The 24,087-nt window shown below is 70.7% G+C and carries 21 protein-coding genes; 4 read left to right on the top strand and 17 right to left on the bottom strand.

Annotation, left to right across the window (positions count from 1 at the left end; translation table 11 throughout):
- Positions 1-36 precede the first annotated feature (36 nt).
- From ruvX to ACIQVL_RS24615, 4 genes are read right to left on the bottom strand one after another with little or no spacing between them, the layout of a single operon-like run.
- On the bottom strand, positions 37-501 hold the full coding sequence (ruvX, locus tag ACIQVL_RS24630) for a Holliday junction resolvase RuvX (RefSeq protein WP_403429630.1): 465 nt from the start codon (positions 499-501) through the stop codon (positions 37-39).
- A gap of 14 nt (positions 502-515) precedes the next feature.
- Entirely contained in the window at positions 516-3,188 is a 2,673-nt protein-coding gene (alaS, locus tag ACIQVL_RS24625; protein WP_403476357.1) for an alanine--tRNA ligase, read from the bottom strand.
- On the bottom strand, positions 3,188-3,535 hold the full coding sequence (locus ACIQVL_RS24620; protein WP_403429626.1) for a hypothetical protein: 348 nt from the start codon (positions 3,533-3,535) through the stop codon (positions 3,188-3,190). The genes alaS and ACIQVL_RS24620 overlap by 1 nt, the downstream gene beginning before the upstream one ends.
- A gap of 12 nt (positions 3,536-3,547) precedes the next feature.
- Positions 3,548-3,988, bottom strand: coding sequence for a DUF948 domain-containing protein (locus ACIQVL_RS24615; RefSeq protein ID WP_403429818.1), 441 nt, complete (start codon positions 3,986-3,988; stop codon positions 3,548-3,550).
- Positions 3,989-4,184: 196 nt separating this feature from the next.
- Here ACIQVL_RS24615 and ACIQVL_RS24610 point away from each other — a divergent pair, with 196 nt between their 5' ends.
- Complete coding sequence (locus ACIQVL_RS24610; protein ID WP_403476356.1) at positions 4,185-6,350, top strand: ATP-binding protein; 2,166 nt, start codon at positions 4,185-4,187, stop codon at positions 6,348-6,350.
- A 27-nt stretch (positions 6,351-6,377) separates the two neighbouring features.
- Here ACIQVL_RS24610 and rpsD read toward each other — a convergent pair whose 3' ends face one another.
- The 3 genes from rpsD to ACIQVL_RS24595 form a co-directional block, all read right to left on the bottom strand.
- A complete protein-coding gene (gene rpsD / locus ACIQVL_RS24605) occupies positions 6,378-6,992 on the bottom strand; it encodes a 30S ribosomal protein S4 (protein ID WP_046726586.1) in 615 nt (204 codons plus the stop codon).
- Positions 6,993-7,301: 309 nt separating this feature from the next.
- Entirely contained in the window at positions 7,302-8,657 is a 1,356-nt protein-coding gene (locus ACIQVL_RS24600) for a replication-associated recombination protein A (RefSeq protein WP_403476355.1), read from the bottom strand.
- A 59-nt stretch (positions 8,658-8,716) separates the two neighbouring features.
- Positions 8,717-9,373: a vitamin K epoxide reductase family protein gene (locus tag ACIQVL_RS24595; protein WP_403429621.1), complete on the bottom strand. Its 657-nt coding sequence runs from the start codon at positions 9,371-9,373 to the stop codon at positions 8,717-8,719.
- Positions 9,374-9,616: 243 nt separating this feature from the next.
- Between ACIQVL_RS24595 and ACIQVL_RS24590 the strand changes: the two genes are divergently transcribed.
- A complete protein-coding gene (locus tag ACIQVL_RS24590) occupies positions 9,617-9,892 on the top strand; it encodes a hypothetical protein (RefSeq protein WP_403476354.1) in 276 nt (91 codons plus the stop codon).
- 39 nt (positions 9,893-9,931) lie between these two features.
- On the opposite strand, the gene hisS is transcribed toward ACIQVL_RS24590, so the two are convergent.
- Together hisS and ACIQVL_RS24580 are read right to left on the bottom strand one after the other, a co-directional pair.
- A complete protein-coding gene (gene hisS, locus ACIQVL_RS24585; protein WP_403429617.1) occupies positions 9,932-11,194 on the bottom strand; it encodes a histidine--tRNA ligase in 1,263 nt (420 codons plus the stop codon).
- Positions 11,195-11,207: 13 nt separating this feature from the next.
- Positions 11,208-11,915 carry an MBL fold metallo-hydrolase gene (locus ACIQVL_RS24580; RefSeq protein ID WP_403429616.1) on the bottom strand — a complete coding sequence of 236 codons (708 nt, stop codon included), beginning with the start codon at positions 11,913-11,915 and terminating at the stop codon, positions 11,208-11,210.
- 178 nt (positions 11,916-12,093) lie between these two features.
- On the opposite strand from ACIQVL_RS24580, the gene ACIQVL_RS24575 reads away from it, so the two are divergent.
- The gene (locus ACIQVL_RS24575; protein WP_403429614.1) at positions 12,094-12,915 is read left to right on the top strand and encodes a peptidylprolyl isomerase; all 822 of its coding nucleotides are present in this window, start codon (positions 12,094-12,096) and stop codon (positions 12,913-12,915) included.
- Positions 12,916-13,050: 135 nt separating this feature from the next.
- Positions 13,051-14,280 carry a DUF349 domain-containing protein gene (locus ACIQVL_RS24570; RefSeq protein ID WP_403429612.1) on the top strand — a complete coding sequence of 410 codons (1,230 nt, stop codon included), beginning with the start codon at positions 13,051-13,053 and terminating at the stop codon, positions 14,278-14,280.
- A 91-nt stretch (positions 14,281-14,371) separates the two neighbouring features.
- On the opposite strand, the gene ACIQVL_RS24565 is transcribed toward ACIQVL_RS24570, so the two are convergent.
- From ACIQVL_RS24565 to ruvC, 8 genes are all read right to left on the bottom strand, one after another.
- On the bottom strand, positions 14,372-16,900 hold the full coding sequence (locus tag ACIQVL_RS24565; RefSeq protein WP_403429610.1) for a RelA/SpoT family protein: 2,529 nt from the start codon (positions 16,898-16,900) through the stop codon (positions 14,372-14,374).
- Between the two features lie 229 nt (positions 16,901-17,129).
- Entirely contained in the window at positions 17,130-17,669 is a 540-nt protein-coding gene (locus ACIQVL_RS24560; protein WP_403429609.1) for an adenine phosphoribosyltransferase, read from the bottom strand.
- Complete coding sequence (gene secF, locus ACIQVL_RS24555; protein WP_403429608.1) at positions 17,666-18,775, bottom strand: protein translocase subunit SecF; 1,110 nt, start codon at positions 18,773-18,775, stop codon at positions 17,666-17,668. The genes ACIQVL_RS24560 and secF overlap by 4 nt, the downstream gene beginning before the upstream one ends.
- Before the next feature lie 3 nt (positions 18,776-18,778).
- Positions 18,779-20,584: a protein translocase subunit SecD gene (secD, locus tag ACIQVL_RS24550; RefSeq protein WP_403429606.1), complete on the bottom strand. Its 1,806-nt coding sequence runs from the start codon at positions 20,582-20,584 to the stop codon at positions 18,779-18,781.
- A 141-nt stretch (positions 20,585-20,725) separates the two neighbouring features.
- The gene (yajC, locus tag ACIQVL_RS24545; protein ID WP_403476353.1) at positions 20,726-21,256 is read right to left on the bottom strand and encodes a preprotein translocase subunit YajC; all 531 of its coding nucleotides are present in this window, start codon (positions 21,254-21,256) and stop codon (positions 20,726-20,728) included.
- Positions 21,257-21,715: 459 nt separating this feature from the next.
- Positions 21,716-22,789, bottom strand: coding sequence for a Holliday junction branch migration DNA helicase RuvB (gene ruvB / locus ACIQVL_RS24540; protein WP_403429602.1), 1,074 nt, complete (start codon positions 22,787-22,789; stop codon positions 21,716-21,718).
- Between the two features lie 27 nt (positions 22,790-22,816).
- Entirely contained in the window at positions 22,817-23,422 is a 606-nt protein-coding gene (gene ruvA, locus ACIQVL_RS24535) for a Holliday junction branch migration protein RuvA (protein ID WP_403476352.1), read from the bottom strand.
- A complete protein-coding gene (gene ruvC, locus ACIQVL_RS24530; RefSeq protein WP_089103224.1) occupies positions 23,419-23,958 on the bottom strand; it encodes a crossover junction endodeoxyribonuclease RuvC in 540 nt (179 codons plus the stop codon). Before ruvC ends, ruvA begins: the two co-directional genes overlap by 4 nt.
- Between the last annotated feature and the right edge of the window lie 129 nt (positions 23,959-24,087).

The raw sequence follows: 24,087 nt of genomic DNA, 5'->3' as shown, positions 1-24,087 counted from the left end.
AACCATCGCATCGCGCGGAACGTTACCGTATCGCGATCAGATGACTACTTCGACGCCCTCGCCGGGTGGTTTACCTGACACCCGTTCGGATTCCAGCGCCTGCTGGAGGATGATCACAGCGGCGGCCTGGTCGATGACCGAACGCCCCTTCTTGGACTTCACCCCCGAGGCCCGTAGCCCCTGACTGGCCGTCACGGTCGTCATCCGCTCGTCGACCAACCGGACCGGCACCGGCTTGACGCCCTTCGCCAGCTCCTGCGCGAAGGCCCGGACCTTGACGGCGGCCGGGCCCTCGCCCCCCTTCAGGGACCGCGGGAGTCCGACGACGACCTCGACGGGTTCGTACTCCTCGACCAGTTGCCGCAGCCTGCGATGGGCCGCCGGGACGTCCCGGCCGGGGACCGTCTCGACCGGGGTGGCGAGGATCCCGTCGGGGTCGCACGAGGCGACCCCGATCCGGGCGTCCCCGACGTCGATCGCGAGTCGACGTCCTCTGCGCATTTCCGACCGTTTCCTTACTTGGCGGTCTCGGTCACGAGACGTTCGACGGCGTCGATGGCCTCGCCGACCGCGGCCGGGTTCTGGCCGCCGCCCTGGGCGACGTCCGGCTTGCCGCCACCGCCGCCGCCGAGCGACTTGGCGGCGGTGCGGACCAGGTCACCGGCCTTGAGGCCGCGGTCACGGGCGGCGTCGTTGGTGGCGATGACCGTGAGCGGCTTGCCGTTGTTGACCGTGAAGAGGGCCACGACCGCGGCCCGTCCGCCCTGGATGCGGCCGCGCACGTCCAGGACCAGCTTGCGCAGGTCGTCCGGGGTGGTGCCGTCCGGGACCTGGCCGGTGACGACGGCGATGCCGCGGACGTCCTTGGCGGAGTCGACGAGACCGCCGGCGGCCTGCAGCACCTTCTCCGCGCGGAACTTCTCGATCTCCTTCTCGGCGTCCTTCAGCTTGCCGAGCATGGCGGAGACCTTCTCCGGCAGCTCCTCCGGACGGCCCTTGATCAGCTCCTGGAGCTGGGCGACGACCGTGTGCTCACGGGCCAGGAAGTTGTAGGCGTCGACGCCGACGAGAGCCTCGATACGACGTACCCCCGAGCCGATCGAGGACTCGCCCAGCAGCTTCACCAGGCCCAGCTGGGAGGTGTTGTGGACGTGGGTGCCGCCGCACAGCTCCTTGGAGAAGTCGCCGATGGTCACCACGCGGACCCGCTCGCCGTACTTCTCGCCGAACTCGGCGATGGCGCCCTGCTTCTTGGCCTCGTCGATGCCCATGATGTCGGCGCGGACGTCGAGATCGCGGGCGAGCACCTCGTTGATCTTCTGCTCGACGTCGGTCATCACGGCCGTCGGAACGGCGGACGGGGAGCCGAAGTCGAAGCGGAAGCGGCCGGGCTGGTTCTCGGAACCGGCCTGGGCGGCCGTCGGGCCGAGGGCGTCGCGCAGCGCCTGGTGGGTGAGGTGGGTGGCCGAGTGGGCGCGGGCGATGGCGGTCCGGCGCCGGGAGTCGATCGAGGCGTGGGCCTTGGCACCGACGGTGACCTCGCCGACCTGGACGACGCCCTTGTGGACGTAGACGCCCGGGACCGGCTTCTGGGTGTCGCGGATCTCGATGACGGCACCGGAGTCGACCTTGATCCGGCCGGTGTCGCCGATCTGGCCGCCGCCCTCGGCGTAGAACGGGGTGCGGTCCAGGACGATCTCGACCTCGTCGCCCTCGCCGGCGGCCGGGGAGGAGACGCCGTCGACGAGGATGCCGACGATGGTGGTCTCGCCCTCGGTGTCGCTGTAACCGATGAAGTCGGTCTCGCCGGTCTTGTCGGCGATCTCGCGGTAGGCGCCGGCGCCGGCGTGCCCGGTCTTCTTGGCCTGGGCGTCGGCCTTGGCGCGCTCCCGCTGCTCCTTCATCAGGCGACGGAAGCCGTCCTCGTCCACCGAGAGGCCCTGTTCGGCGGCCATCTCGAGGGTGAGGTCGATCGGGAAGCCCCAGGTGTCGTGGAGCAGGAACGCCTTGTCGCCGGCGAGGACCTTGCCGCCGGACTCCTTGGTCTCGGTGACGGCGGTGTCGAGGATGTTCGTGCCGGCCTTCAGCGTCTTGAGGAAGGCGTTCTCCTCGGCGACGGCGACCTTCTCGATGCGCTCGCGGTCGGTGACCAGCTCCGGGTACTGCTGGCCCATCATCGCGATCACGGTGTCGATCAGGTCGAGCACGACCGGGCCGGTGGCGCCGAGCAGCCGCATGTTGCGGATGGCGCGGCGCATGATGCGGCGCAGCACGTAACCGCGGCCCTCGTTGCCGGGGGTGACGCCGTCGCCGATGAGCATGACCGAGGTGCGCATGTGGTCGGTGACGACCCGCAGCGAGACGTCCGAGGCGTGGGCCTCGCCGTAGTGGACGCCGGTCAGCTCGGTGGCCTTCTTGATGACGGCCATCGAGGTGTCGATCTCGTACATGTTCTGCACGCCCTGCAGAATCATGGCGAGGCGCTCCAGGCCGAGGCCCGTGTCGATGTTCTTGCTGGGCAGCTCGCCGAGGATCTCGAAGTTGTCCTTGCCGATGCCCTCGCCGCGCTCGTACTGCATGAAGACCAGGTTCCAGATCTCCACGTACCGCTCGTCGTTGACGGCGGGGCCGCCCTCGACGCCGAACTCGGGGCCGCGGTCGTAGTTGATCTCGGAACACGGGCCGCACGGGCCGGGGACGCCCATGGACCAGTAGTTGTCCTTCATGCCGAGGCGCTGGATGCGCTCCTTGGGCACGCCGATGACGTCGTGCCAGATGCGCTCGGCCTCGTCGTCGTCCTTGTAGACGGTGATCCAGAGCTTCTCCGGCTCAAGGCCGTAACCGCCCTTGTCCTGGGGGCTGGTGAGCAGCTCCCAGGCGTACTTGATGGCGCCTTCCTTGAAGTAGTCGCCGAAGGAGAAGTTGCCGCACATCTGGAAGAAGGTGCCGTGCCGGGTGGTCTTGCCGACCTCTTCGATGTCCGGGGTGCGCACGCACTTCTGCACGCTGGTGGCGCGCGCCCACGGCGGCTTGACCTCACCGAGGAAGTAGGGCTTGAAGGGCACCATGCCGGCCGGGACGAGGAGCAGAGTCGGGTCGTCCGCGATGAGCGACGCCGAAGGGACGACGGTGTGCCCGCGCTCCTCGTAGAAGCTCAGCCAGCGGCGGCGAATCTCGGCCGACTCCATCAGTGGTCCTCATTCCGGTTGTACGAGTACGTCGTCCTGTCATCGGCGTACTTCGGGTTGCTGCGGTTCTCGATGGCGGCGAACCGCCGGGGTGCGGGGAGTTCGGGGTCCGCGTTGATACCGAGCGCGTCGCCCAGTTCCTCCTCCCGCTGAGCCATGTTGTCGCGGACGTCGAGCGCGAAGCCGATCGCCCGGTCCTTGATCCGGTGCCCGGTCTCCACGGCCTTGTTCGCGGCCGTGGCGGCGAGGCTCTCGGGAGTCAGCTGCTTCAGCTTGCGGTTGACCTTGGTGGTGGCCCACACTCCGGCGGCGACACCGGTGGTGAACCAGAACGTACGGCGGAACATATGGCCTGGCTCCTACTTTCCCCGGTTCTTCCGCCGGGCGGCCGGGACCGTCCGGCCCACGATCACCGTACGCCCGGGCTCCTTCACGGGCACGTCCGCCTTGCGGCCGGCCAGCGCCCGGCGCACGCCGTAGCCGAAGGCCGCGACCTTGACCAGCGGGCCGCCGAAGGTGGAGGCGACCGTGGTGGACAGCGCGGAGGCGTTGGACGTGACCTCCTGGACGTCGGAGGCGATCGCGTCGACCCGGTCGATCTGGGTCTGCGCGGAGCGTACGGCCGCGGAGGCGTCGGCGAGCAGCGGGACGGCCTGGTCGGTCACGTCCGCCACGAGCTTGGTGGTCGCCTTGAGCGTCTGGGCCAGCCTCACGAGTGCCACCGCGAGGAAGGAGACCAGGATCGCCCAGAAGACGGCCACCAGGATCCCGGCCACCTCTCCACCGGACACCGCGCGCACCCGCTCCCTGTCTCGTGCCTGGACCACGTGGATCTACTACAACGTGGATCTACTACAACGTGGATCTACCTCGAAAAGTCTGCACCGAGCCTATCGCGCCGGGGCTCGCGGTCCGTACCGGATTACCGCGTGCGGAAGGCGGAGTTGCGGGAAGCGATTGTACGGATCGAACACGCTTAAGTACGCTCCGTGTCCCATGCGAGGTCCTCAGCGCCCCGGCCCTTCGGCGGACGGCAATCTGCCCCTGGAACTGACCGCCTTCGTGGGCCGCTCGGCCGAACTCGGCGAGCTGTCCCGGGTCCTGGAGTCCGGCCGGCTGGTGACGGTGACCGGGGCCGGCGGGGTCGGCAAGTCCCGGCTGGCGGCACAGGCGGCGGCCGGCGCGGCGCCCCGGGACGGGGTCTGGCGGGTGGACCTGGCACCGGTGCGCGATCCGGAGTTCGTGGACTACGCGGTCGTGGAGGCGCTCGGGCTGACCGATCACACCACCCGGCTGCCGCGCGAGACGCTCGTCGATCAGCTGGCCGGCCGCCGGATCCTGCTGCTGCTCGACGGGGTCGAGCATCTGGTCGGCGCCTGCGCGGAGCTGGCGGCCGGGCTGCTGCGGCAGCTGCCGGACCTGGCCGTGCTGGCGGTGGGCCGGCGGCCGCTCGGGGTGGCGGGTGAGCGGCTGTTCCCGCTGGGGCCGCTCGGCGAGGACGAGGCGGTGGAGCTGTTCGCCGAGCGCGCCGGGCGGCAGGGGCTCCAGGTGCGGGACTGCGCGGAGGTGCGGGAGGTGTGCCGGCGCCTGGACGGGATCCCGCTGGCGGTCGAGCTGGCCGCGGGGCGGCTGCGGGCGCTGTCGCCCGGTCAGTTGCTGGCACGGCTCGACGACCGGTTCCGGCTGCTGACCGGCGGCGGGCAGGACGCGCTCCCCCGGCACCGGACGCTGCGTACCGCGATCGGCTGGAGCCACGAACTGTGCACGCCCGCGGAGCGGTTGCTGTGGGCCCGGCTGTCGGTGTTCGCGGGCTCCTTCGACCTGGAGGCCGCGGAGTACGTGTGCAGCGGGGACGGGCTGGCGGCCGAGGAGGTGCTGGACGTGCTGGCGGAGCTGCTCGCCCAGTCGGTGGTCTCCCGGGCGGAGACGGGGTCGGGCGTGCGCTACCGGATGCTCGACACCGTACGGGCGTACGGCGCGGACTGGCTGGCGGCGACCGGGGACGCGGGGCGGCTGCGGCGCCGGCACCGGGACTGGTTCATGGGGCTGGCGACCTGGTGCGAGCTGGAGTGGTTCTCGCCGCGGCAGGCCGAGGTGGCCGCGCGGGTCGAGGCCGAGCTGCCGAATCTGCGGGCGTCCCTGGACCATTGCCTGACCGAGCCGGACGAGGCGCATCTGGGCCAGTACCTGGCGGGCTCGCTGTGGTTCTGCTGGGCGGGCTGCGGGCGGCTGTCGGAGGGGCGGCGCTGGCTGGAGCGGAGTCTGGAGCTGGACTCGGAGTATCCGCAGTCCCGGCTGAAGGCGCTGTGGGTGCTGGGCTACGTCGCGATCCTCCAGGGCGACGCGGTGCCCGCCCTCGCCGCGCTCCAGGAGTGCCGTGCGGAGGCCGAGCTGGCCGCCGACCCGACGGCGGTCGCGTACGCGGAGCACCGGACCGGCTGTCTGGCGCTGGTCACGGACGACATGGCGCGCGCGGAGACGCTGCTGCGTTCGGCCCTCGGCCGCTACCAGGAGATCGGCGAGCTCAACAGCAATGTCCTGATGGGGCAGGTCGAACTGGCGATGACCAGGGCGTTCCGCGGCGATCTCGCGGAGGCGGTACGGCTGTGCGAGGACGTACGCCAGGTGTGCGAGGACCACGGCGAGCGCTGGGCCCGCTCGTACGCGCTGTACGTGCTGGCGTACACGGCCTGGCAGGACGGCGACCACGCGGCGGCCCGGGAGCTGCTGACCGACTGCCTGGGCCACGCCCACGGTTTCCGGGACCTGCTCGGCTCGGTTCTGTCGATCGAGCTCCTCGCCCTGGTGACGGTGGCGCAGGGCGACCCGGCGGAGGCGGCGGTGCTGCAGGGCGCGGCCGGGCGGATGTGGCCCTCGGTGGGCCTGCCGCTGTTCGGCTCGGCGCACTACAACGCCCCGCACGAGCTGTGCGAGGCGACGGCCCGGCGGGCGCTGGGCGACGAGCGGTACACGGAGTGCGTACGGCAGGGGGCGTTGCTGGACCGGGAGACGGCGGTGGCCCGGGCGCTGGAGTACTTCGGCGGGCGTCCGCTGGACGCGCTGCCCGCGCCGCGCGGGCCGGTGCGGCAGCGGCGGGACGGTACCGACATGCGGAAGCCCGCCGCCTCGCCCACCAGGAAGGGCGGGGAGACGACGGGCTGACGCTGAGGTGCTACACCCGGCCGGTGATCAGCGGGCGTAGTACTCGACGACGAGCTGCTCGTCGCAGATGACCGGAACTTCCTTGCGGTTCGGCTCGCGGTCCAGGCGGAACGCCAGGGCCTTGAGGTTCACCTGCAGGTAGCGGGGGGTCTCGCCGTCGGGGGCGAAACCGCCCTCGCGGGCGACCTGGAAGAGCGTCTTGTCCTTGGAACGGTCGCGGACCTGCACGACGTCGTCCGGACGGACCCGGAAGGACGGCTTGTCGGTCTTCTGGCCGTTGACCTGGATGTGGCCGTGGACGACCATCTGGCGGGCCTGGTAGATCGTGCGGGCGATGCCCGAACGCAGGACCAGCGCGTCGAGGCGGCGCTCGAGCTCGACGATGAGGGCCTCACCGGTCTTGCCCTGCACCTTGGAGGCACGCTCGTAGGCGCGGACCAGCTGACGCTCGGAGATGTCGTACTGCGCGCGCAGACGCTGCTTCTCCAGCAGACGGACCTTGTAGTCCGAGTTCTGCTTGCGGCCGCGGCCGTGCTCACCCGGCGGGTAGGGGCGGGCCTCGAAGTACTTGACGGCCTTCGGGGTCAGCGCGATGCCGAGGGCACGCGACTTCTTGACCTTGGGGCGGGACTGGTTCGCCACTGTCTCTTTCTTCCTTCTGATATTCGGCTTGTCAGGGTTGAGGGAGGTCGCAATCCGCAGCCGGGGAAACCCTCCGGATCCCGTTGCCGGGTCTGGTGGGCAGCCGCTCCCCTGGTCTGGGCACATACGTGCAGCACGCGAGTGGCCCACCGACCGGTCCCGTCGTCTGTGACCCGACGGATGGTGGTGGGCTGCCCGCGACACCGATCGACGGTGCGCGACGCTCCTGGATCCCCCTGACGGGGGTTCCGGCCGGTTGTCCCGCTCTGACTGCGCGGGACTCGGCGCTCGGGGAAGTCTACAGGCTGCTCAGGACCGCCTGCGACCGAGGTGCTTCCTGGTCCACTCGACGGCGTCGGCGTACCGCGCCTCGGCGCCGTGCCGGGTCGGGGTGTAGTACTCGCGGTCCCGGACGGTGTCCGGGGCGTACTGCTGCTCGGCGATGCCCTCGGGCAGGTCGTGCGGGTACACGTACCCCTGCGCGTGCCCGAGCTTGGCGGCGCCCTTGTAGTGCCCGTCGCGCAGGTGCGGGGGCACCTGTCCGGCCAGGCCCTTGCGGACGTCCTCCAGGGCGGCGCCGATCGCCATGGTCGCGGAGTTGGACTTGGGGGCCAGGGCGAGGGCGATGGTGGCGTGGCTGAGGGTGAGGGCGGCCTCGGGGAAGCCGATCATGGCGACGGCCTGGGCGGCGGCCACCGCTATGGGCAGGGCGTTCGGGTCGGCGAGGCCGATGTCCTCGCTCGCCGAGATCATCAGGCGGCGGGCGATGAAGCGGGGGTCCTCGCCGGCCTCGATCATGCGGGCCAGGTAGTGCAGGGCCGCGTCGACGTCCGAGCCCCTGATGGACTTGATGAGGGCGCTGGCGACGTCGTAGTGCTGGTCGCCGTCACGGTCGTACTTCACCGCGGCCCGGTCGACGACCTCCTCCAGGGTCCCCAGGCCGATCTCCGTCTCGCCCTTGTCGAGGGCGGCCCCGGCGGCGGCCTCCAGGGCGGTCAGGGCGCGGCGGGCGTCGCCGCCGGCGATGCGCAGCAGGTGCTCCTCGGTGTCCTCGGGGAGGGCGACGGCCTCCTTGAGGCCCCGCTCGTCGGTGAGGGCCCGGCGCACCAGGCCCCGGAGGTCGTCGTCGGTGAGCGGTTCGAGGGTGAGGAGCAGGGAGCGGGACAGGAGGGGGGAGATCACCGAGAAGTACGGGTTCTCGGTGGTCGCGGCGATCAGGGTGACCCAGCGGTTCTCGACGGCCGGGAGCAGGGAGTCCTGCTGGGCCTTGCTGAAGCGGTGGATCTCGTCCAGGAAGAGGACGGTCTCCTTGCCGTAGCCGCCGGTGGCGCGGCGGGCGCCGTCGATGACCGCGCGGACCTCCTTGACGCCGGCGGTGATCGCGGAGAGCTCCACGAACCGCTTGTCGGTCGCCTTGGAGACGACGTACGCGAGGGTGGTCTTGCCGGTGCCGGGCGGCCCCCAGAGGACCACGGACGAAGGTCCCGCCGGGCCGCCGGAGCCCGCGCCGACCAGTCTGCGCAGCGGGGATCCCGGCTTGAGCAGGTGCTGCTGGCCCACCACCTCGTCGAGGGTGCGCGGGCGCATCCGCACCGCCAGGGGGCTCCCGGTGGGGTCCTTCTCCTGGCGTTCTTCTGCGGCGGCGGTGAACAGGTCGGGTTCCACGCTGAAACCCTAAGTCACGGCACTGACAATCCGGTCCGGGCCGTCGGCGGCCCCGGTCGTCAGCTGGTCCAGAAGTCCCACCAGCGGGTCAGGATCAGCATGCCGATGATGCCGATGTGCAGGACCGGCAGCACCCAGGTGAACTCGCCGAAGAACGACTTCAGCCAGTTCGGCGTCGGCAGGAAGCCCTTGCGGATGTTGAAGGAGGTCACGTACCAGAACATGGTGATCGTGGCGACCCAGGCCAGCGAGCACCACAGGCACAGCGCGTTGATCCGGTACAGGGACTGGAACTGCAGCCAGGTGCAGAATGCGACGCCGAAGAGGGTGCCGAAGTTGAAGGTCAGCCAGTACCAGCGCGGGAAGCGGGCGCGGCCCAGCAGGCTCATGCCGACGCAGATGACGATGCCGTAGCAGACCAGGCCGAGCATCGGGTTCGGGAAGCCGAAGGCGGCGGCCTGCTTGGACTCCATGACGCTGCCGCAGGAGACGACCGGGTTGAGGCTGCACCCGGGGGTGAACGTCTTGCCCTCGACCTTGGCTTCCAGGAGCTTGAACTTGTCGATCGTGATGACCCAGGCGGCCAGCAGGCCGGCGGCGCCGGTGATGATCAGCAGCAGCGCGAAGGCGAGACTGCCGCCCTCCGTGCGCGGTGCCGTGGAGGCGTGCTCGGGCTCGGGCTCGGTGGAGACGTCCTTGACTGTCGTCTTGCTCATCACGCCGATTCCGTCTGTTTGAGAGTTGGAACTTCTTCGGGCAGGGGCCATTGTGCCGCACGAGGCGCCCCGTCCACCGTTCGGTGGACATAAGGAAGTACGCACGGCCGGGCCGGAAAGCTCGGTTCCGGCCGGTGCTCGGAGGCATGACAGCACACGGATACGAACTCGGGGTGGCCCCTCGGGCCCGGCCGGCGGGCAGGAGCACACCCGTGGAGGTCGTCCAGGGGAACCGGAGCCGGGGTGTCGGTCCTGGGCGCGGACCCGGCGTCGGGCACGCGCGCGCAGGAGTCCCGACCGGGATTCGTCCGGCCGGACGAATCGGCGCCCGCCGGGTTGACCCTTCGCGAGGCGGTACGGCACCGCGCGCACGATCGCCCGGGGCCGCGCGACCCGGAGCAGGTGATCACCCTGGCCGGTCCGGAGGCCGAGGCGGACGGCCGGATCAGGCCCCTCTCGGACGGCCGGCGGCGCCTCGACGACCCGGGGGCCGGCCAACTTCGCTGGTTCTTCAGCTAGTTGACCGGCCGACGGCAAGGGTGCCGACTGCCCGGCCGGCTAGCCGAGCCTCGACTCCAGCTCCGCCACGATCTCGTTCACGCCCACCGCCGACTGCTCGCCGGACTCCATGTCCTTCAGCTGGACGACGCCCTCGGCGAGGTCCCGCTCGCCGGCGACGATCGCGAAGCGGGCGCCGCTGCGGTTTGCGTTCTTCATGGCGCCCTTGAGCCCCTTGGCGCCGTAGGAGAAGTCCGCCGCGATGCCGACCTTGCGCAGCTCCGTGACCTTCGCGAAGAGGACGCGCCGCGCCTCCTCGCCGAGCGGTACCGCGAAGACGCTGGTGGCGGACGGGATGTCGAGTTCGACACCCTCGGCCTCCAGCGCCAGCACCGTGCGGTCGACGCCCAGGGCCCAGCCGACGGACGGCAGCGCGGGGCCGCCGATCATCTCGGAGAGGCCGTCGTAGCGGCCACCGCCGCCCACCGCGGACTGGGAACCCAGGCCGTCGTGGACGAACTCGAAGGTCGTGCGGGTGTAGTAGTCCAGCCCGCGGACCAGCTTCGGGTCGTCCTCGAAGGCGACGCCCGCCGCCGTGATCAGCTCGCGGACCTCCTCGTGGTACGCCTTGCAGGCGTCGCAGAGGTAGTCCCGCAGGAGAGGGGCGTCGCCGAGCTGCTTCTGGACCGAATCACGCTTGTCGTCCAGGACGCGGAGCGGGTTGATCTCCGCACGGCGCAGCGTGTCCTCGTCCAGGTCCAGGCCGCGCAGGAAGTCCTGGAGCGCTGCGCGGTACACCGGGCGGCACTCCTTGTCGCCCAGGCTGTTGAGCAGGATGCGGAAGTCGCGCAATCCCAGCGAGCGGTACGCCTGGTCGGCCAGGATGATCAGCTCGGCGTCCAGGGCCGGGTCCTCGGCACCGATCGCCTCGGCACCGACCTGCGAGAAGTGGCGGTAGCGGCCGGCCTGCGGCTGCTCGTACCGGTAGTAGGAGCCCGAGTACCACAGCTTCACGGGGAGGTTGCCCTGCCGGTGCAGGTTCGCCTCAAGGGCGGCGCGCAGAACCGAGGCGGTTCCCTCCGGCCGCAGGGCCAGCCTGTCCCCGCCCTTGGTCTCGAAGGCGTACATCTCCTTGGTCACGATGTCCGTCGACTCACCGACGCCGCGTGCGAACAGCTCGACGTTCTCGAAGCCGGGGGTCTCGATGTAGCCGTAGCCGGAGTTGCGCAGCGGAGTCGCGATCGCCTCGCGCACCGCGAGGAACTTCGCGGAACGGGGCGGGATCAGGTCGTACGTGCCCTTGGGTGCCTGAAAGGTGCTCACGGAAGGTCTCTCGTCACATTCCTCGTCGGGGAGCGTCCTGCGCTCCCTGGCCGGCGGCCACCTGCCGCAAGTAGGCGTTGGTGGCGCGCTCCTGGCCGATGGTCGTCTGGGGGCCGTGGCCGGACAGCACCACGGTGGAGTCGTCGAGCGGCAGGCAGACACGGGCCAGCGAGGCCAGCATGTCGTCCATGGAGCCGCCCGGCAGGTCCGTGCGTCCGATGGAGCCGGCGAAGAGCAGATCGCCCGAGAAGAAGACCGAGGGGATCTCGGCCGTCTCCGGCATCTGGAAGGTCACCGACCCCTTGGTATGGCCCGGCGCGTGCGCGACGGAGAGTTCGAGTCCGGCCAGCTCCAGCTTCGCGCCGTCGGTCAGTTCGAGGACGTCGTCGGGCTCCCCCACGGTCAGCTCGCCCATCAGCGGCATGCCGATGGACCGGCCCAGCGCCTTCTCGGGGTCACTCATCATGTACCGGTCCTCGGGGTGGATCCAGGCCGGTACGTCGTGCGCTCCGCAGACGGGGACGACCGAGGCCACGTGGTCGATGTGGCCGTGGGTGAGAACGACGGCGACGGGCCTGAGCCGATGCTTCCTCAGCGCTTCCTCGACGCCTTCGGCGGCCTGGTGGCCGGGGTCGATGATCACGCACTCCTCACCGGCGGCGGGGGCGACGAGATAACAGTTCGTCCCCCAGGCCCCGGCGGGGAACCCGGCAATGAGCACGATCGTCCTTCGTTGTGTCGGTTCGGGTGGCTGCAAGCTGTGGTCCAGAGCCTACCGGCGCTGCCGTTTCCTCAGCGAACCCATATACGGTACGGGGCTACACGCAGTGGTCGGCTCACACAGCGCACAGGACGCACGCGTACCGGTCGACATACGACACGCATGAGGAGAGAACCCGGTGGTCAGCCAGGAGCAGCGGCGGCGTCAGCTCGCCCGGGAGAAGTTCTTGCGGCAGCAGCAGCGGCGTACCAGCGCACGACGCAAGACACGCATGCGCAACTCCGTGATCGCGTCGGTGCTCGGCGTGATCGTGATCGGCAGTGTCGCGCTGTACACGACCGGTGCGCTGAAGCACGACGACAAGGCGAACGCCAGCTCGGAGACGACGCCCAGCGCCACGCCCAGTGCCAGCAAGGCACCGGACCCGTGCGAGAAGCCCGCCGCCGGCAAGGTGGCGAAGCTGAGCTGGAAGAAGGAGCCGGCGACGACGATCGACACGTCGGCGAAGTACACGATGACGCTGGCGACGACCTGCGGCGACATCGGCATCGCACTGAAGACGTCGGCGGCCCCGCACACCGTCAACTCGTTCGACTTCCTCGCGTCGAAGGGCTACTTCGACCACACCAAGTGCCACCGGCTCACCACCAACGGCATCTACGTGCTGCAGTGCGGTGACCCGACGGGTACCGGAAGCGGCGGTCCCGGGTACACGATCCCTGACGAGAACCTGAAGGACGCGAGCCTGAAGGGCGGTGTCTACCCGGCGGGGACCGTCGCGATGGCCAACACGGGCCAGAAGCACACCGGTGGCAGCCAGTTCTTCCTGGTGTACCAGGACAGCCAGTTGCCGGCCAGCTACACCCCGTTCGGCACGGTCGACGCGGCCGGGATGAAGATCCTCAAGAAGATCGCCGCCGCCGGTGAGAACACCGGTCAGGGCGACGGAGCCCCGAACGCGACGGTCGTGATCAACAAGGCCACGGTCACGAAATCCTGACCACGAACTGCGAAATTTCGGTCGCGCGGGATGCGGACAGGCAACCCGCCGGTCGCCTATGTTGGCCGTGACGAAACTGTGGACGATGCCCGGGGGCGCTGAGGCCCCTCGCGGGCATCATGTGGAGGAGGCGCTGTGAGCAGCGACCCGTGGGGCCGCGTCGACGAGACGGGGACCGTGTACGTGCGTACGGCCGACGGCGAGCAGGTCGTCGGTTCCTGGCAGGCAGGCTCCCCCGATGAGGCGCTGGCCTACTTCGAGCGCAAGTACGAGGGCCTGGTTGTCGAGATCGGCCTCCTCGAAAAGCGAGTACAGACCACCGACCTGTCCGCGAAGGACGCCCAGGTCGCGATCGACCACCTGCGCGAGCAGGTGGAGGCGCACCACGCGGTCGGTGACCTGGAGGCGCTGCGCACCCGGCTGGGCGAGCTGGTGAAGACCGTGGACTCGCGCCGCGAGGAGCGCAAGGCGCAGCGTGCCAAGCAGTCCGACGAGGCCCGTCAGGCCAAGGAGGACCTGGTCGTCGAGGCCGAGCAGCTGGCGCAGTCCGACCAGTGGCGGGCGGCCGGTGAGCGGCTGCGGTCGCTGGTGGACACCTGGAAGGGCCTGCCGCGCCTGGACCGCAAGTCGGACGACGAGCTGTGGCACCGCTTCTCGCACGCCCGGTCGGCGTTCTCCAAGCGCCGCAAGGCGCACTTCGCGCAGCTCGACGCCCAGCGCGAGGACGCCCGCAAGGCCAAGGAGAAGCTGGTCGCCGAGGCGGAGTCGCTGTCCGACTCGACGGACTGGGGTCCGACGGCCGCGCGCTACCGCGAGCTGATGGCCGAGTGGAAGGCCGCAGGCCGCGCCCAGCGCGAGCACGAGGACGACCTGTGGAACCGCTTCCGCGGCGCCCAGGACGTGTTCTTCGCGGCGCGCGGGTCCGCCTTCGCCGAGCGGGACGCGGAGCAGACGGAGAACCTGAAGCTGAAGGAGGAGCTGGCCGCCGAGGCGGAGAAGCTCCTGCCGATCACGGACCTGAAGTCCGCGCGGTCCGCCTTCCGCTCGATCAACGAGCGGTGGGAGGCCATCGGCCATGTGCCGCGCGACGCGCGTCCGAAGGTCGAGGGCCGGATGCACACGGTCGACCGGGCCATCCAGGAGGCCGAGGAGGCCGAGTGGCGCCGGACCAACCCGGAGGCACGCGCGCGTGCCGCGGGCCTGACCGGCCAGCTGCAGGCCGCCGTGGACAAGCTGCGGACGCAGATCGACCAGGCCCGCGCCCAGGGCAACGCGTCGAAGGCGGAGAAGCTGGAGCGTGAGCTGGAGGGCCGCCAGGCGCTCCTGGACCAGGCTCTGAAGGGCCTCCAGGAGTTTGGCGGCTAAAGCCCGGCCAAAGCCCGCCCGCGGTTCTACGAGAGGGGCCCCGTACGTCGCGTACGGGGCCCCTCTCGTCGTGTGCCTGATGTCTGACCGCCTACGAGCGGTTGCGCGCCGAGGTGACCCGGTAGACGTCGTACACGCCCTCCACGCCCCGTACCGCCTTCAGGACGTGGCCCAGGTGCTTGGGGTCGCCCATCTCGAAGGTGAAGCGGGAGGTGGCCACCCGGTCGCGGGAGGTCTGGACGGCCGCGGAGAGGATGTTGACGTGCTGGTCGGACAGGACGCGGGTGACGTCGGAAAGGAGCCGGGAGCGGTCCAGGGCCTCGACCTGGATGGCGACCAGGAAGACCGAGGACTGGGTGGGCGCCCACTCGACGTCGAGGATGCGCTCGGGCTCGCGGGACAGTGACTCGACGTTGACGCAGTCGCTGCGGTGCACCGAGACCCCGCTGCCGCGCGTGACGAAGCCGATGATCGGGTCGCCGGGCACGGGGGTGCAGCAGCGGGCCAGCTTGACCCAGACGTCGTCGACGCCCTTGACGACCACACCGGGGTCCTGGTTGCTGCGCCGCTTGCGGCCGCGGGTGCGGGACGGCGGGACCGCCTCGTCGATCTCCTCGGTGGCCGCCTCCTCGCCGCCGAGCGCCTGCACCAGCTTCTGCACGACGTTCTGCGCGGCCACATGGCCCTCGCCGATCGCCGCGTACAGCGAGGAGATGTCCGGGTAGCGCATCTCGTGCGCCAGCGTGACCAGCGAGTCGCCGGTGAGGATGCGCTGGATCGGCAGGTTCTGCTTGCGCATCGCGCGGACGATGGCGTCCTTGCCCTGCTCGATCGCCTCGTCCCGGCGCTCCTTGGAGAACCAGCCGCGGATCTTGTTGCGGGCACGCGGGGACTTGACGAAGCCGAGCCAGTCGCGGGACGGTCCGGCGCCGGCCGCCTTGGAGGTGAAGACCTCGACCAGGTCGCCGTTGTCCAGCGTCGATTCGAGCGGCACCAGGCGGCCGTTGACCCTGGCCCCTATCGTGCGGTGGCCGACCTCGGTGTGCACCGCGTACGCGAAGTCGACGGGGGTGGCCCCGGCCGGGAGCGCTATGACATCGCCCTTGGGCGTGAAGACGAAGACCTCGTTGCGGGACAGGTCGAAGCGCAGGGACTCCAGGAACTCGCTGGGGTCCTCGGTCTCCTTCTGCCAGTCCAGCAACTGCCGCAGCCAGGCCATGTCGTTGAGGTGGTCGTCCTTGCCCTTGCCGGACGACTTCGGCACGTCGGTACGCACCTTGGAGGCGCCGGCGACGGCCTCCTGCTTGTACTTCCAGTGCGCGGCGATGCCGTACTCGGCGCGGCGGTGCATGTCGAACGTGCGGATCTGGAGTTCGACGGGCTTGCCGTTGGGGCCGATGACCGTCGTGTGCAGCGACTGGTACATGTTGAACTTGGGCATCGCGATGTAGTCCTTGAAGCGCCCCGGAACCGGGTTCCAGCGCGCGTGGACGGTGCCCAGGGCCGCGTAGCAGTCGCGGACGGTGTCCACCAGGACGCGGATGCCCACCAGGTCGTAGATCTCCGCGAAGTCCCGGCCGCGGACGATCATCTTCTGGTAGACGCTGTAGTAGTGCTTCGGCCGGCCGGTGACGGTCGCCTTGATCCGGGCGGCGCGCAGGTCGGCCTGGACCTCGTCGGTCACTATGGCCAGGTACTCGTCGCGCTTCGGCGCCCGCTCGGCGACCAGCCGGACGATCTCGTCGTACATCTTGGGGTAGAGGATCGCGAACGCGAGGTCCTCCAGCTCCCACTTGATGGTGTTCATGCCCAGCCGGTGGGCGAGCGGCGCGTAGATCTCCAGGGTCTCGCGCGCCTTCTTCTCCTGCTTCTCGCGCTTGAGGTAGCGCATGGTGCGCATGTTGTGCAGGCGGTCGGCGAGCTTGATGACCAGGACGCGCGGGTCCTTGGCCATGGCGACGACCATCTTGCGCACGGTCTCGGCCTGCGCGGCCTCGCCGAACTTGACCTTGTCCAGCTTGGTGACGCCGTCGACGAGCAGCGCGACGACGTCGCCGAAGTCGCGGCGCAGGTCCTCCAGGCCGTACTCGGTGTCCTCGACGGTGTCGTGCAGCAGCCCGGCCATCAGGGTCGCCGGGTCCATGCCCAGCTCGGCGAGGATGGTGGTCACCGCGAGCGGGTGCGTGATGTACGGGTCGCCGCTCTTGCGCTTCTGGCCGCGGTGCCAGCGCTCGGCGACCTGGTAGGCGCGCTCGATCTGGCGGAGCGTGGCGTTCTCGATCTTGGGGTCGTTGCTGCGGACTATGCGCAGCAGCGGCTCCAGCACCGGGTTGTACGGGTTCGCGCGCTGCACGCCGAGGCGGGCCAGGCGGGCGCGGACGCGGTTGGAGGAGCCGGAGCGTGCGGGCTGTCCGCTGTTGGGGCGGGTCGCGGGGCGCTCGGGCGGGGCCGGCTTGGGGCGCGAGGTCTCCGCCGACTTCTCGACCGGCGCGGACTGGGCGTGCTCGACCGGCCCACGAGTGTCGTTCTTCGTCTGCGACACGTTCGGCGCGGGCTTGGCCGCGGGCGCCGAGGCGGGCTCGGGCTTGGCGGCTGTCAGTGGCTGGGCCTCGTCTGGCAAGAGGGCTCCTCGTGCGCGATCCGGGTCCCCCGGTCAGGCTCCGGAGTGCCCATGGTAGCGATCCTGGGCCATGTCATCGCCTGCAGGCCGGAGGGAGGACCGTATACGGGAGGAACACCGGAGGCTGCCGTGGGATTCCACGGGGGTGTCGCGCGAGTGGCCAGGGTCCCCGCGGAACGCGGAACGGCCGCCCCTTGACGGGGCGGCCGTTGCGTCGGTCGTAGGGCGCTCAGACCTGGAGGAGGGCCTCCAGCGGCGCTCCCCGCAGGGCCGGCTCCAGGCGGCCGCGGCCGCCCAGGAAGCCCAGCTCCATCAGGACCGCGACGCCCGCGACCTCGGCACCGGCGCGGTGGATCAGCCGGATCGCGGCCTCGGCGGTGCCGCCGGTGGCGAGTACGTCGTCGACGATCAGGATCCGGTCGTCCGCCCCGAGGTCCTCGGCGTGCACCTCGATCTCGGCCGAGCCGTACTCCAGCTCGTAGGCCTGGCGCAGGGTGGCTCCGGGGAGCTTGCCCGCCTTGCGGACCGGGATGAAGCCGAGGCCGGCGCGGACGGCGACCGGGGCGCCCAGGATGAAGCCCCGGGCCTCCAGGCCGACGATCTTGGTGGCGCCGGTGCGCTCGGCGATCTCCGCGAGGGCGTCGGTGAGCGCGGTGAACGCGGCCGGGTCCGCCAGCAGCGGGGTGATGTCCTTGAACATCACGCCCTGCTCCGGGTAGTCCTCGACGTCCCGGATACGGCTGAGCAGCAGTTCCTCGATGTCGGTCACCGGCGCTTCCCCGACGGGCGGCCGCGGCCGCCCCGGTTGCGGGACGCGGGCTGGTTGCGCGGGCCGACGACGGCCGGAGCGGCGTCCTCGGACTCCTCGTCGCCGCCGACCCGGGCCTCGGCCATCTCGTCCTCGGCGGCGGCCTGGGCGCGCTTGGCGAGGACGCGCTTCTTGAGCGCCTTCATCTGCGGCTCGGCCTCCTTGAGGTCGGCGACGAGCGGCGTGGCGATGAAGATCGACGAGTAGGCACCGGCGGCGAGACCGACGAACAGCGACAGCGAGATGTCGTTGAGCGTGCCCGCGCCGAGGAAGCCGCCGCCGATGAACAGCAGGCCCGCGACCGGCAGCAGCGCGACCACCGTGGTGTTGATCGAACGGACCAGGGTGCCGTTGATCGAGTGGTTGGCGATGTCGCTGTAGGTGAAGCGGGTCTGCTTGGTGATGTCCTTCGTCTGCTCCTTGAGGCTGTCGAAGACGACGACCGTGTCGTAGAGCGAGTAACCGAGGATCGTCAGCAGACCGATGACCGTGCCGGGCGTGACCTCGAAGCCGACCAGGGCGTAGATACCGGTCGTGATGGTGATGTCGTGGATCAGCGCGACCAGGGCCGCGACCGCCATCCGCCACTCGAAGGCGATCGCCAGGTAGATCACCACGAGGACCATGAAGATGCCGAGGCCTTCCCAGGCCTTGTTGGCGATCTCGTCACCCCAGCTGGGGCCGACCAGGTCGGAGTTGATGGACTCGGGGTCCACCTTCATGTCCTTGGCCAGCGCGGCCTTGGTCGCGTCCGACTTCTCGGTGTCCATGCCGGCGATCTGGATGCGCAGGCCGCCCGTGCCGAGCTTCTGCACGACCGCGTCGTGGCCGGAGGCCTGCTGCGCGTAGGTCTCCGCCTGGGACACCGAGACGCTGGTCTTCGAGGTGGTGAAGACGGCGCCGCCCTGGAAGTCGATGCCCATGTTCAGGCCGCGCACCGCCAGGCCGACGATGGCCGTGATGGTGATCAGGATGGAGACGCCGTACCAGATCTTGCGCTTGCCGACGAAGTCGTAGCTGATCTCGCCGCGGTGCAGTCGGGCGCCGAGGTTGCCGAGTTTCGACATCGCTCACGCTTCCTTCGGGTCGACAGGGCCGGCAGCGGGGCCGGCGGGACGGCGGGTGCGGCGCAGCGGGGCCTTGGCGCCCAGGCCCTTCGGGTCCAGGCCCGACCACTTGTGGCCGCTCGCGAAGAACTTACGCCGGGCGACGAGCGTCATCAGCGGCTTGGTGAAGAAGAAGACGACGACCACGTCGAGCACGGTGGTCAGACCGAGGGTGAACGCGAAGCCCTGGACCTTGCCGACGGTCACGATGAACAGCACGGCGGCGGCCAGGAACGACACGAAGTCGGAGACCAGGATGGTGCGCCGGGCGCGCGGCCAGGCCCGCTCGACGGCGGGGCGCAGCGTGCGGCCCTCGCGGATCTCGTCCCGGATGCGTTCGAAGAACACGATGAACGAGTCCGCCGTGATGCCGATCGCGACGATCGCACCGCAGACGGCGGGCAGGTTCAGCGCGAAGTGGATCGTGGGGCCGAGCAGCGACATGATCGTGTAGGTGAGGATCGCAGAAACCAGGAGCGAGGGGATCGCGATCAGCGACAGGCCGCGGTAGAAGGCCACCAGGTAGATGATGACCAGCGCGAGGCCGATGGCACCCGCCAGCAGACCGGCGTGCAGCTGCTGGCCGCCGAGGGCGGCGGTCACGGTGGTGACGCTCTCGGTCCTGAAGGACAGCGGGAGCGCGCCGTAGGACAGCATGTTGGAGAGGCTCTGGGCCTCTTCCTGGGTGAAGCTGCCGGAGATCTCCGCCTGGCCGCCGGTGATCGACTGGCTCACGGTCGGGCTGGAGACGACCTCGCCGTCAAGGACGATGCCGAACTCGTTCGTCGGCTGGGAGGCGTTCTTGGCGAGCTCGGCGGTGACGTCCGCGAACTTCTTGGCCCCGCCGCCGGTGAACGACATCTGGACCTGCCAGCCGGCGGCGCCCTGCGTGTCGAAGACGGCCTGGGCCTTCTTGACATCGGTGCCGTCGACGCGGGCCGGGCCGAGCACGTACTTGTACCAGGCGCCGCCGATCTGGCCGCAGGCCACGGTGGTGTCGGTCGGCTTGGCGCTCTTGCCCGCGGTGGCGCGCTGCGCGGCCTTCGTGCAGTCCAGCGCGGTGTACTCGGCCTCCAGCTTCGAGGCCGCGGCGGAGGCGCTGGCAGAGGCGCTCGCGTCGGCCGAGGAGGTGGCGGAGGGGCTCGCCGACGAGGAGGCGGACGCCGAGGACGACGACGTGGAGCCGGCCTTCAGGGCGTCGGTGACCGCGCGGCCCTGCGAGGTGGCCGAGGAGGACGGCGTGGCGGACGAGCCGGTCGCCTTCTGGGACCCGGACGCGGTGCTCGACGGGGTGGCGCTCGGGGAGGAGGTGGAGCTGCCGCTGGCGGACGCGCTCGGGGAGGCGCTCGACGAGGCGGCGGCGCTGGCCTCCTGGGCCAGGACCGGGCGGAAGTACAGCTTCGCGGTGGTGCCGACCTGCTGGCGGGCCTCTGCGGAGTTCGTGCCCTTGGGGATGTTGACGATGATGTTGCTGGTGCCCTGGGTCTGGACCTCTGCTTCGGACACGCCCAGACCGTTGACACGGCGGTTCATGATCTCGACCGCGGTGTCCATGTTGGTCTTGTTGATCGCGTTGGGCTGGCCCGGCTCGTTCCTCGCCTGCAGCGTGATGCTCGTACCACCGGCCAGGTCGATACCGAGACGTGGAGTGGTGTTTCCGGAGGCGAACATTCCGCCGGTGAGCGCCACGATGGCGATCAGGATGAGGGCCAGCGAGCGCCCTGGCTTGCTCTGGGCACTCGCGCTCCGGCCCCTCTTAGGTGCTGCCACCTTCTCGTACTCCCTCTCGGGCCGCCGCGCGCCTGGTCGGTGCGGTCGGCCATGACATGGTGTCGGGATCCCGTGCGGGAAACAGACGCGCCCGGGGTGCGAGGTGCGCGTGGGATGTGCGCACCGCTCCCCGGGACACGGCTACTTCGCGTCGGAGTCGCCGTCGGTCTTCTTCGGCTCTTCGTCGGCCTTCGCCTCGGCGGTCGCGGACTCGGCCGGCCCGTCGGTCTTCTCCGCAGCCTCGGCCTCGTCCTCGGCGGCGTCCCTCTTCCCGAGGTCGACGGCCTTGTCGTCGGAGGCGGCGGCAGCTTCGGCAGGCTCGTCGTCGGTCTCGGTGAGGGAGGAGGCGTCGTCCGGGACGACGTCGGCGTCGGACTTCAGGTCGTGCTCGACGCCGTGCACGATGCGGTTGTACTCGTCGTCCGTGAGGATGGCGCCGATCGCGTTCTTCGCGAAGAGGAGGTCGACGCCCGGGCCGGCGTCGAGGAGGACCGTGTCCTCGTGGACTTCCTTGACCGTCGCGTACATGCCCCCGATGGTGCGGACCCCGTTGCCGGGCTGGACCTCGTTCCGCATCTGCGTGGCCTGCTGCTGGCGCTTCCGGGTGGAACGCGTCATCAGGAACATGGCCGCGATGAGGACGATGAACACGAGAAGAGGCAAGCTATTCACGGGACGGAATTTCCTTCGCGCAGCCGCGGCGGTGAGCGGCCTGGATGATGGGGGTGTGGTCGGCGCCGCCCGCAAAGGCGGCATCGGCGGAGTCTAAGCGAGTCCGCGCGCATGGAACAACGCTCAGCATGGCACCTGGGTTCCTGGGCCCGCCAATGCCCCGCCGTCACGAAGCGATCACGTCTGCGGCCGGAGCCTGGTCCACGGGCGGCGGTCCGTCCGGGTGCGGACGGGCGCGGATCCGGGAGCCGATCCCAGGATACGGGGGCTCGGCGCGTTCTCATCGGCAACGGCTCGGGAGCCGGAGGTCCGCGGGGTCGGGCACCGGGGGCACGGCGGACCGGGCGCCGGACGCGCACGGACCCGGGAACATGGTGCGGTCCGGGGCCGGGGACCGGTTTTCCGCGGGCCCGAGGCCCGACGCCGCAAGCCCGCAGCCCGGCCCCCGCCGGGTCGGTGTCAGGTGCCGAACAGGTCCTGCTGGCCGGTTCCGCCCGCCGCGCCGCGCGGGGCGGTCAGACCCAGGTGGGCCCAGGCCGCGGGGGTGGCGACACGGCCGCGTGGGGTGCGGGCCAGCAGACCCTCGCGGACCAGGAAGGGTTCCGCGACCTCCTCCACCGTCTCCCGCTCCTCCCCCACCGCGACGGCGAGGGTGGACAGGCCGACCGGGCCGCCGCCGAACAGCTTGAGCAGGGCTTCCAGGACCGCGCGGTCCAGCCGGTCCAGGCCGCGCTCGTCCACCTCGTAGACGGCGAGCGCCGCGTGCGCGATGTCACGTGTGATCAGACCGTCCGCCTTGACCTGCGCGTAGTCGCGGACCCGGCGCAGCAGCCGGTTGGCGATGCGGGGCGTGCCGCGGGAGCGGCCGGCGATCTCGGCGGCGCCGGCCGGATCGATCTCGACGTCCAGCAGGTTGGCCGAGCGGTGCACCACCCGCTCCAGCTCGCGCGGCTCGTAGAACTCCATGTGCGCGGTGAAGCCGAAGCGGTCGCGCAGCGGGGGCGGCAGCAGGCCGGCGCGGGTGGTGGCGCCGACCAGGGTGAACGGGGGCAACTCCAGGGGGATGGCGGTGGCGCCCGGCCCCTTGCCGACGATGACGTCGACGCGGAAGTCCTCCATCGCCATGTACAGCATCTCCTCGGCGGGCCGCGACATGCGGTGGATCTCGTCGAGGAAGAGGACCTCGCCCTCCTGGAGGGAGGAGAGGATCGCGGCCAGGTCGCCGGCGTGCTGGATGGCAGGGCCCGAGGTGATGCGGATCGGGGCACCCATCTCGGCCGCGATGATCATGGAGAGGGTGGTCTTGCCCAGGCCGGGGGCGCCGGAGAGCAGCACGTGGTCGGCGGTGGCGCCACGCGCGCGTGCGGCGCGCAGCACCAGGTCGAGCTGTTCGCGGACCTTCTCCTGGCCGATGAACTCGCCGAGGTCCTTGGGGCGCAGGGCGGCCTCGACGGCCTGGTCCTCACGGTCGGCGACGGCGCCCACCAGCCGCTCCGCGTCGGCGCCGGTGTCGGTCGGGTCGTCCCAGTTCATAAGTGATGTGCCTCAGCGGTGGTGGGGTCAGCGGGCGCGGTTGAGGGTCTGCAGGGCCGCCTTGAGCAGCTGGCCGACCTGGGGCGGGCCGCCGGCGGCCTCGGCCTGCGGGGCGACGGCGGTGACGGCCTCGTCGGCCTCCCGGGTCGCGTAGCCCAGACCGATCAGGGCGGCGTGCAGCTGGTCGCGCCAGCCCTGGCTGACCGGCGCACCGATCGCGGGGGCGCCGACGGGCTCGCCGAGCCGGTCCTTCAGCTCAAGGAGCAGCTTCTGGGCGCCCTTCCTGCCGATGCCGGGGACGGCGATCAGCGCCTTCTCGTCACTCGTGGCGACCGCGCGGCGCAGCGCGTCCGGGCTGTGCACGGCGAGCATCGCCTGGGCGAGCCGCGGCCCGACCCCGCTCGCCGTCTGCAGCAGCTCGAAGACCTGCTTCTCGTCGTCGTCGACGAAGCCGTACAGGGTGAGCGAGTCCTCCCGCACGACCAGGGAGGTGGCAAGTTTGGTGGGCTGGCCCATGCGGAGCCCGGACAGGGTGTTGGGGGTGCACTGGACGGCGAGGCCGATCCCGCCCACCTCGACGACCGCGGAGTCCGGGGCGAGTGCGGCGACCGGACCGCTGACGAAGGCGATCATGCCGTACGGCCTTTCGTTGCGTTGGCTGCGTGCAGGGCGACGGCCTGCTGGAGTCGGTTCTGCGCGGGGGCGCGCCAGATGTGGCAGATGGCGAGCGCGAGGGCGTCCGCGGCGTCGGCGGGCTTGGGCGGGGCGCTGAGCCGGAGCAGCCGGGTGACCATGGCGCCGACCTGGGCCTTGTCGGCGCGTCCTGAACCGGTGACGGCGGCCTTGACCTCGCTGGGCGTGTGCAGGGCGACGGGGATGCCGCGGCGGGCTGCGCACAGCATGGCGACGGCGCTGGCCTGGGCGGTGCCCATCACGGTCCGTACGTTGTGCTGGCTGAACACCCGCTCCACGGCGACGAATTCGGGCCGGTGCTCGTCCAGCCACTGCTCGATGCCCTGCTCGATGGCGACGAGGCGATGGCCGAGCTCGGCGTCCGCGGGCGTCCGTACGACCCCCACGCCGACCATGGTGAGCGGCCGCCCGGCGACGCCTTCGACGACCCCGACCCCGCACCGGGTCAGCCCGGGGTCCACCCCCAGTACGCGCACCGCGCCCCTCCCCTCTTTGCGGCTGAACCGCCGCCGCTCTCGCGGACCTGGCCGAGCGCCGTCGTGGTTCCTCAATTGATGATTGCGGTCCGTGGACGGCGATCTACGGATGGCGCCAGGCTAGTCGCT

This window comes from Streptomyces sp. NPDC090499, from assembly GCF_044769305.1.
GTDB lineage: Bacteria > Actinomycetota > Actinomycetes > Streptomycetales > Streptomycetaceae > Streptomyces.
The sequence above is the reverse complement of the archived record's forward strand: the minus strand, read 5'-3'. Positions and strand labels throughout refer to the sequence as shown.

What these genes read in the sequence shown, in the direction of transcription:
- ACIQVL_RS24610 (WP_403476356.1), top strand. Translation starts at nt 4,185, where the DNA reads ATGCGAGGTCCTCAGCGCCCCGGCCCTTCGGCGGACGGCAATCTGCCC.
- ruvX (WP_403429630.1), bottom strand. Translation starts at nt 501, where the DNA reads ATGCGCAGAGGACGTCGACTCGCGATCGACGTCGGGGACGCCCGGATC.
- ACIQVL_RS24620 (WP_403429626.1), bottom strand. Translation starts at nt 3,535, where the DNA reads ATGTTCCGCCGTACGTTCTGGTTCACCACCGGTGTCGCCGCCGGAGTG.
- alaS (WP_403476357.1), bottom strand. Translation starts at nt 3,188, where the DNA reads ATGGAGTCGGCCGAGATTCGCCGCCGCTGGCTGAGCTTCTACGAGGAG.
- ACIQVL_RS24595 (WP_403429621.1), bottom strand. Translation starts at nt 9,373, where the DNA reads ATGAGCAAGACGACAGTCAAGGACGTCTCCACCGAGCCCGAGCCCGAG.
- ruvA (WP_403476352.1), bottom strand. Translation starts at nt 23,422, where the DNA reads ATGATCGCCTTCGTCAGCGGTCCGGTCGCCGCACTCGCCCCGGACTCC.
- secF (WP_403429608.1), bottom strand. Translation starts at nt 18,775, where the DNA reads ATGTCGAAACTCGGCAACCTCGGCGCCCGACTGCACCGCGGCGAGATC.
- ruvB (WP_403429602.1), bottom strand. Translation starts at nt 22,789, where the DNA reads ATGAACTGGGACGACCCGACCGACACCGGCGCCGACGCGGAGCGGCTG.